General features: G+C 47.6%; 15 protein-coding genes and 1 pseudogene. 10 read left to right on the top strand and 6 right to left on the bottom strand.

Translation table 11 applies throughout. From position 1 onward, the window contains the following. Positions 1–6 precede the first annotated feature (6 nt). The 3 genes from AB1797_03025 (at position 7) to AB1797_03015 (ending at position 3918) form a co-directional block, all read left to right on the top strand. Positions 7–1794 carry a 6-hydroxymethylpterin diphosphokinase MptE-like protein gene (locus AB1797_03025; protein ID MEW5766586.1) on the top strand — a complete coding sequence of 596 codons (1788 nt, stop codon included), beginning with the start codon at positions 7–9 and terminating at the stop codon, positions 1792–1794. A 522-nt stretch (positions 1795–2316) separates the two neighbouring features. Continuing rightward, the gene (locus AB1797_03020) at positions 2317–3480 is read left to right on the top strand and encodes a GuaB3 family IMP dehydrogenase-related protein (protein ID MEW5766585.1); all 1164 of its coding nucleotides are present in this window, start codon (positions 2317–2319) and stop codon (positions 3478–3480) included. A gap of 36 nt (positions 3481–3516) precedes the next feature. Beyond that, on the top strand, positions 3517–3918 hold the full coding sequence (locus tag AB1797_03015; protein MEW5766584.1) for a hypothetical protein: 402 nt from the start codon (positions 3517–3519) through the stop codon (positions 3916–3918). Positions 3919–3981: 63 nt separating this feature from the next. On the opposite strand, the gene AB1797_03010 is transcribed toward AB1797_03015, so the two are convergent. Next, a complete protein-coding gene (locus AB1797_03010) occupies positions 3982–4140 on the bottom strand; it encodes a hypothetical protein (protein MEW5766583.1) in 159 nt (52 codons plus the stop codon). 6 nt (positions 4141–4146) lie between these two features. Further along, complete coding sequence (locus tag AB1797_03005; GenBank protein MEW5766582.1) at positions 4147–5286, bottom strand: 1-deoxy-D-xylulose-5-phosphate reductoisomerase; 1140 nt, start codon at positions 5284–5286, stop codon at positions 4147–4149. 299 nt (positions 5287–5585) lie between these two features. Between AB1797_03005 and AB1797_03000 the strand changes: the two genes are divergently transcribed. Then, positions 5586–6245, top strand: a complete 660-nt coding sequence (locus AB1797_03000; GenBank protein ID MEW5766581.1) for a TlpA disulfide reductase family protein — start codon at positions 5586–5588, stop codon at positions 6243–6245. Here the strand turns inward: AB1797_03000 and AB1797_02995 are convergent. The 4 genes from AB1797_02995 to AB1797_02980 are packed head-to-tail and all read right to left on the bottom strand — an operon-like array spanning position 6222 to position 10917. Next, the gene (locus tag AB1797_02995; GenBank protein MEW5766580.1) at positions 6222–7799 is read right to left on the bottom strand and encodes an anthranilate synthase component I family protein; all 1578 of its coding nucleotides are present in this window, start codon (positions 7797–7799) and stop codon (positions 6222–6224) included. The two genes, AB1797_03000 and AB1797_02995, sit on opposite strands and share 24 nt — an antisense overlap. A 46-nt stretch (positions 7800–7845) precedes the next feature. Continuing rightward, on the bottom strand, positions 7846–9312 hold the full coding sequence (locus AB1797_02990) for a dihydroorotate dehydrogenase (GenBank protein MEW5766579.1): 1467 nt from the start codon (positions 9310–9312) through the stop codon (positions 7846–7848). 4 nt (positions 9313–9316) lie between these two features. After that, the gene (locus tag AB1797_02985; GenBank protein ID MEW5766578.1) at positions 9317–10681 is read right to left on the bottom strand and encodes a TldD/PmbA family protein; all 1365 of its coding nucleotides are present in this window, start codon (positions 10679–10681) and stop codon (positions 9317–9319) included. Positions 10682–10695: 14 nt separating this feature from the next. Further along, positions 10696–10917, bottom strand: coding sequence for a DUF2905 domain-containing protein (locus AB1797_02980; protein MEW5766577.1), 222 nt, complete (start codon positions 10915–10917; stop codon positions 10696–10698). Between the two features lie 534 nt (positions 10918–11451). On the opposite strand from AB1797_02980, the gene hisF reads away from it, so the two are divergent. From hisF to AB1797_02950, 6 genes and pseudogenes are all read left to right on the top strand, one after another. Continuing rightward, positions 11452–12225, top strand: a complete 774-nt coding sequence (gene hisF, locus AB1797_02975; GenBank protein MEW5766576.1) for an imidazole glycerol phosphate synthase subunit HisF — start codon at positions 11452–11454, stop codon at positions 12223–12225. A 90-nt stretch (positions 12226–12315) separates the two neighbouring features. After that, entirely contained in the window at positions 12316–13362 is a 1047-nt protein-coding gene (locus AB1797_02970) for a LysM peptidoglycan-binding domain-containing protein (GenBank protein MEW5766575.1), read from the top strand. Positions 13363–13414: 52 nt separating this feature from the next. Continuing rightward, positions 13415–14125: a pyridoxine 5'-phosphate synthase gene (locus AB1797_02965; protein ID MEW5766574.1), complete on the top strand. Its 711-nt coding sequence runs from the start codon at positions 13415–13417 to the stop codon at positions 14123–14125. Between the two features lie 26 nt (positions 14126–14151). After that, the gene (glmS, locus tag AB1797_02960; protein ID MEW5766573.1) at positions 14152–15981 is read left to right on the top strand and encodes a glutamine--fructose-6-phosphate transaminase (isomerizing); all 1830 of its coding nucleotides are present in this window, start codon (positions 14152–14154) and stop codon (positions 15979–15981) included. A gap of 142 nt (positions 15982–16123) precedes the next feature. Then, positions 16124–16477, top strand: a pseudogene (locus tag AB1797_02955) (tyrosine-type recombinase/integrase). 175 nt (positions 16478–16652) lie between these two features. Beyond that, positions 16653–17363, top strand: coding sequence for a sulfite exporter TauE/SafE family protein (locus tag AB1797_02950; protein ID MEW5766572.1), 711 nt, complete (start codon positions 16653–16655; stop codon positions 17361–17363). Positions 17364–17485 lie beyond the last annotated feature (122 nt).

Here is a 17485-nt window from a genome sequence, read left to right as displayed (position 1 = left end):
CAATAAATGAACTATTATCAAGACAATTTGAGCTACTTAGATGAAAGATTAAAAGGCCGATTAGGGGTTATTACCATCGCCAGGGCCATAGTAGAACCATCTAAAAAAGGCGAGCCGACCCTTAAGGTAATTGATCGAAAAGAGAAGGCTGTCTCAATACACAGCCCTTATGACCCTCGATCAGAGGCCAAAAAGATATTGTCTCAATATGAACTCGAAAACAAAAAAGCCATTATTGTGCTGGGGTTTGGCCTGGGTTACCTGGCGGAAGAGATCTGTTCGGTGATCAAAGAGGACACCGAGCTGGTAGTGATAGACCCTAATCTGGATCTATTTAAGGTGGCTTTAGAAACCAGGGATATGACCGGCTTATTAAAATCTCCTCATCTGAGGCTACTTATTGGAGAAGAGAATGGGCGGATAATTGACTATCTGGGAGAAATTATTACCCTGGATCGTTTGGAATTAGTTCAGGTAATCGAGCATAGGCCGAGTCTCTCTTTGGAACCGGCTTACTACAGAAAAGTGATGGGGTTGATAAAGGGTGTCCTGGAGGCAGGGCTGATGAATCTGGCCAGCCTGAGCTCTTTTGGTATGTTGTGGCAGGAAAATATCCTGGACAATATCCCTGAGATCATCAGCAACCCTCCCCTTGATTCCCTTTTCGGTAAATTCCCTGATCAACCGGCCATCATTATCTCGGCTGGCCCCTCCTTAGATAAGAATATTCAAGATTTAGCTATGGCCAGGGGAAAGGCCCTTCTTATATCCGTTGATACGGCCCTCAAGGCGGTCCTGAAGCGGGGAATTAAGCCGGATATAGTGATTACGGTTGATGCCCAGGTGAAGAATTATCACCATTTTAGAGGGCTTGACCTGAATGATGTGGCCTTAGTAGCGGACTCGGTTTGCTATCCTCGAATTTTTAAACATTTCTCAGGCCTTAAGCTCATTGCCTCGCATGGCCATATATTAATGGATTGGATTATGGAATACCTGAGAGAAGAGCCTTATATTTCTCTAAAAGGGGGAGGCTCGGTGGCTACTTATGCCTTTGATCTGGCCCGAAAAATTGGGGCGGATCCCATTATCTTTGTCGGGCAAGATCTTTCTTTCCCGGATAACCGTGCCTTTGTTTCGGGTGGGTCTTATGAAGAACAGTGGGCTAAAGAATTGGCCGGCCGGGCGCCCCTCGAGATGAAACATCGGGAGTATATCGGGGATGAGTTTATCTGGAGGAAAGACATCTACGGCCAGTCTGTGCCTACGCACAAAAAATTGGCGGTCTATCAGGAATGGTTTCATTGGGAGATTGCCCGGACAAAGGCCACATGTATTAATGCCACTCAGGGAGGAATACTGAAGGAAGGGGTGCTTATTATGGACCTGGCTGAGGCCATAGATCAATATTGTCAGGCACCCCTGGATATAAAAGGAATTTTGGAAGAGGCCGAAATTTATCGGCCTAAACCACAGCTTGAGCGACTAAGAAGAGATATAAGGACGATTATCCAAGAGGCCTTTCAGGTCAAAGATATATGTGAAGAGGCCTTAGGTATTCTCCGGGACAATTCTGACTATAGGCGATTGAACGAGATCAATAATCAGATAAATCAAGCGATGAGTACCAGGCTTATCTCGGGAAGTATCCAAGGTGTCCTCCAACGGCTAAGGCCGGATAAAGGATTGGATGTAACCAGGGATAAGGAGAAGCTTCATTACCTTTATCAGGCGGTGGCTAAGGCCAGTCATAGTCTGGGTGGAGTTCTGGGACAGGTGGTGAAAAAGATTTAACGCTATACCGCCCAACTCACTCAGAAACCAGTTTGTCTGGTAGTCTGGTGTCGGGGGCTGGGTGTCTATGGTCTGATAGTTACCAGACTACCAGGCACCAAACAACCCATCACCAAAGATAAGTGGTCGGGGTGACTTTGGCGGTAGGGCCATTTAATCATTAGTAATGGTTAATTGCAGGTAGATAGGCTGAAGGCTGAAGTTCAATTATCCCGCAATGTTCGAATCAAGCAATTTAAGACCTATTCAGGCGGATAGGCTGTAAAGGCTATCCCTAAAAGCCTTCAGCCTATCTACCTGAGTAGTTACAATTGATAATTACGGGACGGTTCAAATCGTCCATTTTTCTTGTGAAACCTTGCGGGTCCTTCGTATCTTCCTCAATAATTCGGGGCAACCTACTCGGGTTACACGAGATCAGAAACCCGTTTTTTCGGAAAAAACGGGTTTCTAATTTAGCCGCAAGCTTTCACAGTAAGGTGAACCATCCCATAATTACCTAAACAAGGAGGCATAAGACACATGGGTATGTGGGTAGGAAGAGGTCGGAAGGCCAGGCGATGTTATGGGTTTGATGAGATCGCCCTGGTGCCGGGATTAGTTACGCTCGATCCGGATGAGGTAGATATAACCTGGCAGATTGGAGATGACCAGATCGAAATTCCCATCCTGGCGGCGGCCATGGATGGAGTGGTAGACTGCCGATTTGCTATCGAGATGGGGCGATTAGGCGGGATAGCGGTGCTTAATCTGGAAGGGGTTCAAACCAGGTATCAAAATCCCGAAGAAATTATCGGCCAAATTGTTACGGCTACGCCAGAGGAAGCCACCAACATCCTCCAGCAAATCTATCAGGAGCCGATCAAGGAAGAATTGATTGGTCACCGGATAGAAGAAATCAAGCGAGCGGGGGTAAGGGCCTGTGTTTCAGCTATTCCGCAGCGGGCTGAGAGTTTTGGACCCATAGCGGCTGAGGCTGGGGCAGACATCTTTGTGGTTCAAGCGACAGTAATTACGGCCAGACATATCTCCTCTACTCATAAGGTATTAAACTTAGAAAGCTTCATCCAGAAAATGACTATCCCGGTGATAGTGGGTAACTGTGTCACTTATGAAAGTGCCCTGGAACTTATGGACACGGGAATAGATGGACTTCTGGTAGGTGTAGGGCCGGGAACGGCTTGCACCACCCGGGGGGTTTTAGGGGTTGGAGTCCCCCAGGTAACCGCCACGGCCGATTGTGCGGCCGCCCGGGATTTTCATTACAAAAAGAGGGGGAAATATGTGCCCATTATTACTGATGGGGGTATGAGTGTGGGCGGAGACATCTGTAAGGCCTTTGCCGCCGGGGCTGATGCCGTGATGGTTGGTTCGGCCTTTGCCAAGGCTAAAGAGGCGCCGGGTAAAGGGTATCATTGGGGGATGGCTACCCCCCATCAAAATCTCCCCCGGGGGACCCGAATCCATTTGGGAACGACGGGCAGGTTAGAAGAAATCCTTTACGGTCCAGCCCACCTGGATGATGGTTCGCAAAACCTTGTTGGGGCCTTGAGGTCGGCGATGGGGATATGTGGGGCCCGGGACATCCGTGAAATGCAGCTTACTGAGCTTATTATTGCCCCAGCGATTAAGACCGAAGGAAAAATCTTCCAGCGCACCCAGCGGATAGGGATGGGGAAACAATAGAGGACGGATAGCGGCTTATTTTAAAGGAGGGTTGAGATGGCTTTTCCATCTGATTCAGCTAAAGAACTAAGCCCCGCTCAGAAATGGAGAGAGGAAAATTTGAAACTGCTCCAGGAAGAGCTGACTGATAGAGAGGTAATCATGAAATCTAATGTCTATTTCGATCGGAATGTGCGAAAATACAAGGTCTCAAAGGTAGTAGAAACTACGGTAGAAGCCGGGCCAAGGATATTATTTGGGGTGCGGCTAGTCAATCCCAAGGCAAACCTGGAAGAGCAGCCCTTTCTTCGATATCCACCCTCTAAAATCATTAAGAAAAAGGAAGGGGATAAGCATAAGCTAACCTTGACTTATCCGGCCGAGATAGACATTGAGCGTGGTTTTAGGCATCTTCACAAGAAGACCAGACCGGATATGGAAATCTATATTTACTATTAACCTGATAACCGCTGACCGATTACTTGGTGGCCCCTGCCATATCCGCCCATCATATCCATCGAGTTACTTGATGATTAGCTTTACCTCTTTGGCCTCCTCTGTGCCCCTCAGAGAAGAGACAATACCCATTACTATGTTAATTATTATTCGACTGACAAAGGGATTCAAGGGGATAGGCTTCCCATTAACTAATAAGGTAACTTCTCTTTCTTTGGTCTCCATTATCTTTTACCTCCTCTCCGCTTCCTCTCTGGCCCAGTGGTCTATGGACAGTATTTCCTCCAGGTTAGGGTGAGGAATGGGCGTATGCCTTTCCAGAACTCGCTCAATCAAGAGGGGAATATCAGTGAAAGCAATCTTCTCTTTCAAGAAGAGGGTTACCGCCGCCTCGTTAGCTGCATTCAAGACCGTCGTCCAACTTCCACCTTTTTCAGCTACTTCCATGGCCAACCTTAAGGCCGGAAATCGATGCGGATCCGGTGGATAGAAATGAAGCGGCCCTGTTTCCGTTAAATTTAGCTTGGGCAGAGAAGTCAGTCTCCTTTCAGGATAAGTAAGACAATAGCTAATGGGCACACGCATATCCGTAATACCTAACTGGGCTAGCATAGAACCATCAATAAATTCAACCAGAGAATGCACAATGGACTCCGGATGGATGACGACTGATATTTGTCTGGTCGTAAGGGCAAACAGATAATGGGCCTCAATCACCTCAAGGCCTTTGTTCATCAAGGTCGCTGAATCAATGGAGATCTTTGGCCCCATATTCCATCTGGGATGGGCCAGGGCCTGAGCTAAGGTAATGCCTTCAAAATCCCCCTCCCGATCTCTAAAAGGACCGCCCGAGGCAGTAAGGATAATCCTTTCTATCTCTTCTCTCTGGCGACCCACCAAGATTTGAAAGATGGCATTGTGCTCACTGTCTACCGGTAAGATATTAACCCCTTTTTCCTTAACTAACGCCGTCACGATTTCCCCAGCCATTACCATCGTCTCTTTATTGGCTAAGGCAATATCTTTACCGGCCTTGATCGCTTCCAGGGTAGGGATGAGGCCCGCTGCCCCCACAATAGCCGAAACGACCAGGTCAACCTCAGGGGCGGTGGCCACTTCGACGATCCCTGATAGCCCGGAGTAAATCTGGCAAGGGTGATTAGTCAATCGCCTTCTTAGTTCAGAGGCCTTTTCTTCATCCATAAGGGCTATTCTGGAAGGATTGAAGCGGTGAATTTGACTTTCCAGCACTTTTATATTTTTTCCAGCGGCCAAGCCGGAGACAGAGAGAGAAGGGAGTTTATCAATTACTTCAAGTGTATTTATACCTATCGAACCGGTGGAACCCAGGAGGGCGATATTCTTTGGTATTAGGAATGGTTCCCCTGGCGGATGGCGCACCCACTTCGTGGGTACCCGAGATGGCGGACCGCCGATTCCAGATTGTTTATTCATTGTTTTCCACCTGAACCATCCTTTCTTTTCATTTCCAATCTTCATCCACAGCCATAAGCTAACTCCATTATAATACCTTAAGGTCAGAGAAAAGTCAAGTCAAAAGGGGATATTTAAGCCGACCAGGTTGATTTTTATTGACAAAAGGGGAGAATTGTGCGAAAATAAAGCCCATGTGGCGGTAGGTTACCATTATACCTGAAGGAGGTCAAAGAATGCAAAAATGGAAGGCTTACTTAATAATAGGCATAATTATTATGATGGGCTGTCAGGCTGAGTCCCCTCCGGTAGATAAAGGGCTTAAACTGGCGCCACCTCAGGCAGAGGAGGTAATTCCCCCTTCTTCTGATACGGATACTGTCGAGGCAGCCCCTCCGGCTGAGACACTTGAAGTGGCTTCTCTGCCAGCGGAGCCGCCTAAAGAAGTAACTCCAGCCAAGCCCAAGTGGGGTAATGCCCCTGATTTTACTTTGGAGAAGCTGGGGGGAGGAACGCTGACTCTATCTGCTTTGGTGGGTAAGGTTATTGTTTTAGACTTTTGGGCGACCTGGTGCCCCCCTTGCCGGGCTGAGATCCCGGCCTTTGTGGAGCTTTATTCCGAATATAAAGATAAAGGCGTGGAAATCATTGGTCTCTCATTGGATCGGCAAGGGAAAGAAGTCGTAGATAGCTTTGCTCAGAAGCACAAGATAAACTACCCTCTTATGATGGCCACCCCAGAGGTAGTTATGGCCTATGGGGGTATTCGAAGTATTCCTACCACTTTTTTGATTGATCAGCAAGGAAATGTGATTAAGTACCACGTTGGATTTGCTTCTAAGGAAGTCTTTGAAAGTGAGATAAAGACCCTTCTATCTGGAAGCCCGGAGGGATAAAGGTAAGGGTTTGATTAACCCCTTACCTTTTAAGGCCTTGATTAAGGCCTCGGCTTTATGGAGGGTTTCATAATATTCTCTGGTTGGGTCTGAATCAGCCACAATACCTGCTCCGGCCTGGGCATAAGCCTGATCTCCTTTAACGACAATGGTTCGGATAATGATGTTCAGGTCGAGGTCGCCGCTATAGCTGATATACCCGGCCGAGCCGGTATAAGGCCCTCTCTGCACCGGTTCCAGTTCATCAATTATTTCCATCGCCCTTATCTTGGGGGTGCCGGTTATTGTCCCACCCGGAAAGGTAGCCCGCAGGATGTCATAAAGGCCAATTTCTTTCCTTAATTGGCCCACCACATTGGAAACAATATGAATGACGTGGGAATATTCTTCAGTGACCATCAATTCATCCACCTGGACTGAACCATATTCACATATTCGGCCTAAATCATTTCGCTCCAGATCAACTAACATAATATGCTCGGCCCGTTCTTTAGCATCTAAGATCAGTTCTTTTCTCAATCTACTGTCTTGCTGGGTGGTCTTGCCTCTTGGTCTTGTCCCGGCAATAGGCCTGGTCTCAATCCTCCGTCCCGCTATCCGGAGCAGCCTTTCAGGAGATGAACTAACCAACTTTAAGTCTCCAAAAGAGAGATAAAAAGCAAAGGGGGAGGGGTTAATGGCCCGAAGGGCTTTATAGATGGCCAAGGGGGGATCATTAATAGCGGTGGAAAGCCGCTGGGAAAGATTGACCTGAAAGATGTCTCCGGCCTTGATGTAGGCCTTGGCCTGCCTTACTATCTCTTCAAAACCTGGCCGGGTAAAATTGGACTCAAGGGAGAGAGAGGCGGATAAAGAAGACCTGTCTAACTGGGAGAACCTGGAATTATCTTTATAGAGGGGCGATGGCTGGGCTACTTTTTCTAATTTGTCTCTAATATCCTCTATCTTCTCTTTAGTCTGGTGGTAGTCCTCGATAGGATTTCCACCTATCCGGGTGTTAGAAATAATAATGAATTCTTCACTCAAATGATCAAAGCCGATGACGTCATTAACGAAGATGAAATAACTTTCCGGGAGGTCCAGATCGTCGAGACTTCTTCGGGGCAGATCTTCAAAGAAGTGGGCTAAATCGTAACTTAAGTAGCCAACCGCTCCGCCGCCAAAAGGGGGATATCCCCGCCGCAATCGGGGGGCCTTACACTGGTCGAGAATTTGGGCTAATTTCCGGAGAGGATTCCCTCTTATTGTGGAAGGTAACGCCTCTCCAGGCGTGATTGTTTCTATTCGATCGCCTTTGCTTTTAAATACGAGCCAGGGATGGGTGCCGAGGAAAGAATATCGAGCCAGAGAGGGATTTCCCTTGCCGCTATCCAACCAGAAAGAATAAGGTTTGTCAGCCATCCCTTCAAAAACTAAGGCCGGGGTTATTTCTCCTTTAAGCTTGACACGGGTTGAAAGGGGAATAAGGTTGTAACCGGCCTCTATCAGGCTGAGAAATTCATCTAAAGACGGGTTGATGGCCGATGGCCGATGGCCGATGGCGGAGGAGTTCATCGGGAGGCCTTTTTCTTCCTAGTTTCTATCTTCTGACCGCTGATTTCTATTTGCTGCCCGGCTTAACCAGCGGCAGGTCTTTTTGACACAGGGGACAAGAATCAGGGGCGTAGGTCTCTATTTCGACCTGGAGAAGCGACTCAGGGTGGAAACCCAGTTCTATCCCGCCACTTCTATCGACTAAAGCCCCTACGCCCACTACTTCAGCCTTAGTTTGCTTAACCAGCTCGATAACCTCTTTGACTGAACCGCCTGTGGTAATGACATCCTCTACGACCAGAACTCTCTCTTGAGGATTAATCCTAAAGCCTCGGCGAAGCTGCATTTTACCTGAAACCCTCTCAGTAAAGATAGCCCTTACTCCCAGACTTTTAGCCACCTCCTGGGCCACAATTACCCCGCCCAGGGCAGGACCGATGACCAGATCTATCTTTTCCCCCTTAAATTTTCTGGCCAGTTTGGTACACCAGATAGAGGCAAGAGAAGGGTCTTGAAGAATCAAGGCCGCCTGAAAGTATCGTCCGGAATGGCGTCCTGAAGAGAGCCAGAAGTGTCCTTCTAAAAGGGCCTCTCGCTCTACCAAGGTTCGGTAGATAATCTCTCGGGAGAACCGTCCAATGATTTCGTGAATATCCCCCATCTTTTCTTTCGCCAGATAATCCTCTAGGCCTTTAATTACCTCTAGGGGCAATTGGGGGTTAATGAAGCTCCCTGTCCCCACGGCGACAGCCACGGCCCCAGCCGCCAAAAATTCGAGGGCATCCGCTGGTCCGGTTATCCCTCCCATGCCAATAATAGGAATATTCACCTGTTCTGAAACCTCCCAGACCATCCTGAGGGCGATTGGCTTTACCGCTGGCCCAGAAAGCCCGCCCGTAATATGGGCCAGTTGGGGCTGGCCTGTTTTATGATCAATGGCCAGACCAAGCAGGGTGTTTATCAGTGAGAGACCATCAGCCCCTGCTTCTTCAGCCCTTTGGGCAATAGTCTTTATGTCCGTGACATTGGGGGAGAGTTTAACAATTAAAGGAAGGGGGGTGGTCCTTCGAACCATAGAGGTAACTAAATAGACCATATGGGGGTCAACCCCGAAGGCCATCCCCCCCCCTTTAACATTAGGACAGGAGAGATTTAGCTCGAGGGCTGAGACGCCGGCCACCTTTGATAATTCTTCGGATAGCTTTACATACTCATCGATGGTTTTCCCATTTACATTGACTATGAGGGGGGTCTTAAATTGTCTCAAAAAGGGCATCTTCTCGGTGACAAATTTCTCCAGACCACAGTTTTCCAGGCCAACAGCATTAAGCATCCCGGCCGGGGTCTCCACTATTCTGGGTGGAGGGTTACCGGCTTTAGGTCTAAGGGTTAGGCCCTTAACCACCATTGCCCCTAATCGGTTGAGGTCGAAAAATGAGGTAAACTCCTCGCCAAATCCAAAGGTCCCCGAGGCAACCATGACCGGGTTCTTTAGCTTGAGCTGGCCTATCTTGACCGTTAGATTCGGAATCATTGGCTTATCTCCCCCCAATAGTCACCTTTTGTATCCGGATATGGGGGCCTCCGGTGGCTACAGGTAAGGGGCCCTGACCGCTTTTGCCGCAACCACCCAGCCCGCCAAAATGAACCAGATCGTGGCCGATCATATCAATATTAGCCAGGGTTTCAAAGACGTTTCCGGTCAACACCACATCACGAATCAGGGGGCCTAATTGGCCATTTTGAATAAGGTAAGCCTCCTCGGCGGAGAAGGTGAACATTTCCATCTCTGTCTGGCCACCCAGAGCGCCTTTGGCATAAATCCCTTCGGATACGCCGTTCAGCATGCTTTCCAGATTCGCCTCGCCAGGGGCCAGGTAGGTGTTTGACATCCTGACAATAGGTTCATATCTGTAACTTATGGCCCTGGCATTTCCAGTGGGGGCTTCTTCCATCTTGAGGGCTGTCTCCCGAGAATGGAGTCGGTGGGTAAGAACACCTTCTTTGAGGAGGTAGGTGGGGCTACCCTTTACCCCTTCATCATCATATTCGAAAGACCCAGCCTCTCCAGGAAGGGTAGGATCGTCAATAATACTTAGCTGTTCTGCTCCAAACCTCCTTCCCAACCGCATCATTGCCATTAGCCGCTTGTTTTCATAAATATGATCCGCTTCAGAAAGGTGACCAAAGGCCTCGTGCACGAATACCCCGCATAGCTTTGGATCGCAGATAACGGTGTAAGTTCCGCCTTTAACCGAAGGGGCCGAAAGTAAATCAACGGCTCTCTTAGCCACCCCTTCAGCCGATTCTTCTAAGCCTTCTACGATCTGATACCCTCGCTGGTCGCCTACTGAGTGGTAGGCCTGCTGAACATTGCTGCCTTCCCTGGTCATAGCCATAAGGCTGATCCCACAAAAGATGTGCTTTGAAACTAGATACGTCCCCTCAGAATTACAGAAATGTTTGGTTATGGTTTTCTCTCGGTAGCTGACACGGCTGGTTTGAATCTTAGGCGCAGACAGGATAATCTCATTGTAGGTCCGGCATAAGGCGTGTTTTTCTTCCAGAGAGATATTTCCCGGATCCTTCTCTACCTGAGCAGCCACTTCAGCCGTGACTACCGGAGCAGTGGCCAGACGGCTTTTCCCTCTGCCTACCAAGGCGGCTGCCTGAGTGGCGGCCCGGATATGATCCCCCAGCTTATCCAGGCGATTAAAGGACGAAAATCCCCAACCACCCTTGATCAAAGCCCGGACACATCCACCGGAGTCAGTATTCCGGCCAATACCCTCCAGTTCCGGCCCCATATAATCTATCCTGACCGTTTCCCGGTCTTCGGCTCTGATTTCAAGATAGTCAGCTTTATGCGAAACGATCGCTTTTTTAAACAGGTCCTTAGTCATAATAAATTTCTCTTTTAGAAAAATCGCCGCACCATATAAAACACTAGGCTAAGCGCTACCGAGAGAAGCAGCATTGAAGTTATCGGAATGTAGACCCTTATAGAATCCCGTTCGATCCGAATATCGCCTGGGAGGCGGCCAAACCATCCGAGACCGCCGGACCAGATGAGAAGCCCTACCAGTCCGATAATCAAACCAGCTACGACTATCAGTAATCCAATCTGTTGGTTAGACATCTCAATTTATATCCCGGTAGGTAAATCAAAAAAGTTGGTAAGTGTTCAGCCACCAAGACACTAAGACACAAAGATAGAGCAGTAGAGCAGCAGAGCAGTAGTTAAAGACTTTTCTGAAAGTTCCAGAACGGCTGCTCTATGGCTCTACTGCTCTCTAAGACACATACTTTTTTCCCCTTCGTGTCTTAGTGCCTTGGTGGCTGAACGGTTACAAAAGTTGTAAGCCACTGAAAATCTGTTTTCCCATAAGTCAGCTCCCGCCTTAAGACCTAAGGTCTCAGTGGCCTAGTCTCCAGCGAAGATAAGATTTATCCGACCGTTTTTATTTCTGGGCTACCCAAGGGGAGGCGATGGCCGTTAGTGTTTGAATAGCTGGCCATTATTATAACTGACTATTGCCTGATTTGTCAAGCATTATAAATCTGTGACAAGACGATTTTTCCTTGACAAAACTCTATAAATAGTATAATATAGCTGTAGTTAAAATTTCTACGCCATAATAAGTAAGTATCTGAAGAAGGATAAGAAGGCAAAATGTTAGCGAAAAGAATTATTCCCTGTCTTGATGTTGATGCCGGTCGAGTAGTGAAGGGGATAAATTTTGTCCAGCTCAGAGATGCAGGGGATCCGGTAGAACAGGCCGCTATTTATGACCGGGAAGGAGCGGATGAATTAGTCTTTTTGGATATAACCGCCTCAGCCCAGGAACGGGATATTATGCTCGATGTGGTGGCCAAAACAGCCGAGGTAGCCTTTATGCCGGTTACCGTTGGCGGAGGGATAAGAAATCTCCTGGATATAGAGAGGCTCCTTCGCCGCGGGGCTGATCGTGTTTCCATTAATACGGCGGCTGTCCAAAACCCGGCGCTGGTAGATGAAGCTGCCAGACGGTTTGGCAGTCAGTGCATTATTGTGGCTATAGATGCCAGGGCGAAAAGAGATTCTTCTCCAGGGTGGGAGGTCTTTATCCACGGCGGACGAACCCCTACGGGGATAGATGCCCTATATTGGGCCAAAAAGGTGGAAGAGCTGGGCGCAGGAGAGATTCTTTTGACCAGCATGGATAGAGATGGAACAAAGGATGGCTACGATTTAGAATTAACTAAGGCCATGGCAGAGGCAGTCAACATCCCTATCATTGCCTCAGGAGGAGCAGGAGAGCTGTCTCATTTTTATGATGTTTTTACTCAAACAGAAGCTGAAGCTGCCTTAGCCGCTTCTATCTTCCACTTTCGGACTTTCTCTATTGGGGAGGTGAAAAAATATCTTGCCGACCGGGGTATAGCGGTCAGACCTAAAATAAGGTAGGTGGTAGGCAGTAGTCAGTAAGTGCGGCGTGTCTGGTGCCGGTGGTTTGGGAAGAGGCATTTACTGCCTGATAAATTGGGAGGGAGGGCGATGAAAACACCGATAACTGAAGATTGGAGTAGAGAACTTAAACCGTATACCGTCAAGCAGGGAGACACCTTAACCAGGATCGCCAGAGAACACCACATCCCCTTTGCTGAGATTTTAAAGGCCAATCCACAGATAGATGACCCTGATCGAATTAATGTCGGTCAACGAATACACCTCCCGATGGAAGAAGACATTCCATTTGATATTCATAAGGTCAAAGAAGGCGATACCTTATGGGGGACAGCCCAAAAATATGGGCTTCCTCTCCCGGCGCTCTTGAGGGCTAATCCTCAGATAGAGAATCCAGCCCTGATCAGGGAGGGGGAAAAAATCAATATACCCTCTGAAAAGGGTGATGATACCACTATTCACACCGTAAAGAAGGGGGACACCCTGTTTGGTATTGCCAGGCACTATGGCGTTTCTCTTTCTGAGATACTTAATGCCAATCCGGAGATAAAAACCCCAGAGTTTCTCCAGATCGGAGAGTTGGTTAAAGTTCCCACGGCGGTTAAGGCTTACCAAAAGGGCTTGAAAGAGAAAATAGTCCTTGGCGGGAAAAGGATTTCGGATCGCCAGGCCTTTATTCAATCTATAGCCGGATATGCCCAGGAAACAGAGAAAACCACCGGCATACCGGCTTCAGTAACTATTGCCCAGGCTATTATTGAATCAAGGTGGGGAAGAGGTGTCCTGGGTAAGGCCAATAATTTCTTTGGCATTAAAGGGAGAGGAACGGCTGGTTCGATTACGCTTAATGTTTACGAGTATATTAACGGTAGAAGGGTCAAAATAAATAGCCTCTTTAGAAGGTATAACAATTTGATTGAATCCTTTCAGGATCACGCCCGAGTTATTTCTGAATCTTCCAGATACAGAGAAGCTATGCGATGGGTGGATGATCCGAAAAGGTTTGTCCGGGAATTGAGAAAGGCCGGATATGCCACTAATCCCCGTTACGCCGATATAATCATCGGGATAATGGAGCGGTATAACCTATATCAATACAATATGGCGCCTCTCGTGGCTAAAGAAGAGAGATTGTAACTACTCAGCCGGACAAAAAGAGGAACGCCGATACAGGAGGGAAAAGCGAAATATGGCTACCTTGGGAGTAAATATCGATCATGTGGCTACCGTTCGTCAGGCCCGAGGAGTGTCTGAGCCTGATCCTATTGCCGCGGCAGTTTTAGCTGAATTGGCCGGTTGTCATGGAATCACGGTCCACCTGAGGGAAGATAGGCGTCACATCCAGGAGAGGGATGTCATTATCCTCCGAAAGGTGGTTCAAACAAAACTCAATTTAGAGATGGCGGCTACGGCTGAAATGATTGCCTTCGCTCGAGAACTGCCTCCGGACCAGGCGACCCTTGTTCCTGAAAAACGGGAAGAACTAACGACTGAAGGCGGGCTGGATGTTATGGCCCAACAAGAAAGTCTAATCAAAGTGGTTGAGTCCCTATCTGAGCTCGGGATCAAGGTTAGTCTCTTTATCGATCCGGCCCTCGGTCAAATTGAAGCTGCCTCAAAAACAGGAACCCATTTTATTGAGCTTCATACGGGAGAATATGCCCGGGCAAAGTCAGAGGAAGATATAGAACGCGAACTGGAGAGATTAAAGAAGGCCGCTTCTAAAGCCGTCGCCCTTGGACTCAGGGTAAACGCCGGACATGGACTTAATTACCAAAATGTGACTCCCGTGGCTTCCATTCCACAGGTAGAAGAGTTAAACATTGGACATAGCATTATCTCCCGGGCTGTCCTGGTGGGGATGGAGAGGGCGGTTAGGGAGATGCTGGCCTTGATGTAATTATTAATTACTAATAGGAGGTTTCTATGTGTGGCATAGTAGGTTATATTGGAAAAGACTCGGCTCCGCCAATCTTGCTTGATGGCCTTAAGAGATTAGAGTATCGAGGTTATGATTCAGCGGGGATTGCTGTGCCCAAAACCGAAGGAATAGAATTGAGACGCGTTGAGGGAAAACTTACCCAACTGGATCGCTTACTGGCTGAACAGCCCCTTGAGGGAGATATTGGGATAGGGCATACCCGCTGGGCAACTCACGGCCGGCCGTCAGAAGCCAATGCTCATCCTCATCTTGATTGTCGGCATAAAATAGCCGTGGTTCATAATGGGATCATTGAGAATTATATGGAGTTAAAGGAGGAACTTATGGCCAAAGGTCATAAGTTCAAATCAGAAACCGATACTGAGGTTCTGGCTCACCTTATTGAAGAATATATGGATGGAAATGACTTAGAGACAGCCGTCCGGCTTGCCTTGAAAAGGGTAGATGGCTCATACGCCATAGGGGTGATAAGGGCGGATGAGCCGTCTAAAATAGTTGGGGCGAGGCTGCGCAGTCCGCTGGTAGTGGGCTTTAGTAATAACGAGTTCTACATTGCCTCTGACATCCCGGCTATCTTGAATCGAACCAGAAGGGTAGCCTTCATGGACGACCACCAAATGGTGGTTCTTAAAAGAGATGGTGTATCTTTTACTACCCTGGATGGAGATCCGGTGGAGAAGGCGACCATGATCATCGAATGGGATGCCCTTATGGCGGAAAAGGGTGGATATAAGCACTTTATGCTCAAAGAGATATATGAACAACCCCGGGTTATAGAGGAAACCCTCCACCGGGCAAGATTGAAGGAAGACTCGGTTGATCTGCCGGATGTTCGATTAAGCGATGAAGAGCTTTTAGGGTTTGATCGAATATTTATCGTTGCCTGTGGGACGAGCTGGCATGCGGGACTGGTAGGAAAATTCTTGTTGGAGAAGTATGCCCGAATTTCAGTGGAAGTTGATATCGGATCTGAGTTCAGATATCGGGATCCAATAATTAAACCTACTCACCTGGTTATGGCTATTTCTCAGTCAGGAGAGACCGCAGATACCATTGCGGCTATAACTGAGTCAAAAGAAAAAGGGGCTAAGGTGGTATCCATCTGTAATGTCCTGGGCAGTACTATCTCCAGGGAATCGGATGGGGTTATCTATACCCAGGCCGGGCCAGAAATAGGCGTAGCTTCAACCAAGGCCTTTACTGCCCAATTAACGGCCCTGGCTCTTTTTACTCTCTACCTGGGAAGTAAAAGAGGGACTATCTCTTCCGAGCAAATGAGAGAGATAATTGCTGATCTACATAGGCTTCCCAAACAAGCTAAGGAGATTTTAACTGATGATGAAGAGATACGTAAATGCGCTTCGGAGTACTACCAGCGGCAGAATTTTCTCTATCTAGGACGTGGAATCAACTATCCTATTGCCCTGGAAGGGGCGTTGAAATTGAAGGAGATCTCTTATATCCATGCGGAAGGGTATCCGGCCGGTGAGATGAAACATGGACCTATTGCCCTTATTGATGAAAAAATGCCGGTAGTGGTGGTGGCTACTTCCAGTCGTGTTTACGATAAGGTCCTGGGCAATATTGAGGAAGTAAAAGCCAGAAATGGAACGGTTCTTGCCTGTGCTACCGAAGGAGATGATCAGATCAGGAAACGGGCAAATCATATCTTTTTCCTGCCTAAGACTCAGGAGGATCTTTCGCCTATCCTGAATGTTATTCCTTTCCAACTTTTGGCCTATCATATCGCTGTCCTTCGTGGCTGTGATGTCGATCAACCGCGAAATCTGGCCAAAAGCGTAACGGTAGAATAAATCTGGTATCTTCTCAATATTTCGGGGGTAGTAGTGAGAGTGGAGAGAAGAGACCTTGCCGCTTTCAGCTCTTAGAGGATACGAGTCCAGTTCAGCGAAAGTTCCTCAACTTCTTTATTATTAGCCGCCTATGATTTCTTCATACCTTCTCGACCGCAAATACCCTAACGCCTCGGCCGAATGGCGTTGGCAATGGGTCTTCCCGCAAGAAAACCGTTGGAAGAACACAAAAACTGGCGAAGAAGGACGGCATCACGTTCACGAGACCATTCTTCAGCGAGCCGTTAAATAAGCTGTCCTCAAGGCCGGAGTAGTCAAGCGTGTGGGCTGTCATACGTTCCGGCATTCCTTCGCCACGCCCTTGCTTGAAGCGGGTTATGACATGCGAACCATCCAGGAACTTCTCGGGCACAAAGACGTGAGCACGACCATGATTTATACCCATGTGTTGAACAAAGGCGGACACGAAGTGCGGAGCCCGGTTGACGGGCTGTAGTCTGGTTTATACAGTCTGTATAACCCTGGAATGGTAGATATGAATGATATTACGCGAAAAGACAAGAACAGATGGAGACTTCTTATACAGAATGAGACAGTCTGAGTTTCCCGTTTATACAGACTGTATAATCATCGTTAGGCGAAATACTTCAAACTTAGATTAAGGAATTGCTATGTTAAATGAAACTGTTATTTTAGCAGGAACAGCTGCAACTATAGGATTTATTCATACTGTCTTTGGACCAGACCATTATTTACCCTTCATTGTACTATCCAAAGCGAGGCAATGGAGTAGTGTTAAGACGGGTATGATTACATTTCTATGTGGAGTTGGTCATGTGTTGAGTTCTATTGTCTTAGGATTTATAGGTATTGCTCTAGGAATCGCTGTTCTTAAATTGGAAATGGTCGAATCATTTCGCGGTGAATTAGCCGCTTGGCTTCTTCTTGTATTCGGATTTACATATTTTGTCTGGGGAGTACATAAAGCGATTCGTAGCCGACCCCATGAACATCTTCATCAACATGAAAGTGGAGATGTTCATATACACACTCATAAGCACATTGCAGATCATTCTCATGTTCATTCATCAAAATCAAACAATTTAACTCCATGGATTCTTTTTACAATATTTGTATTTGGTCCATGCGAACCATTAATTCCTCTTGTGATGTATCCAGCAGCTAAGGGCAATATGATAACGGTAGCGATAGTTGCATTTATCTTTGGATTGACAACTATCGCAACTATGCTGGGTATAGTTTTAGCTTTATCTTTCGGATTATCAAAACTACCACTTCGCAGAGTTAAAAGATATTCTCATGCGTTGGCTGGTTTGGTAATTTTTCTTTGTGGAAGCACAATTAAGTTTTTAGGACTATGAGGTTTAAACTGCTTCGCCTAACAAATCGCTGAAGCTGACGGCGGGCAAGCCCGCCGCAGCTTAGCTCTATCGTTCAGCCGACCGCTTCGCGGTCGGCTGAACGGCGCGGCGGGCTTCGCCCG

The organism is bacterium (assembly GCA_040753085.1).
Classification (GTDB): domain Bacteria; phylum UBA9089; class JASEGY01; order JASEGY01; family JASEGY01; genus JASEGY01.
The sequence above is the reverse complement of the archived record's forward strand: the minus strand, read 5'-3'. Positions and strand labels throughout refer to the sequence as shown.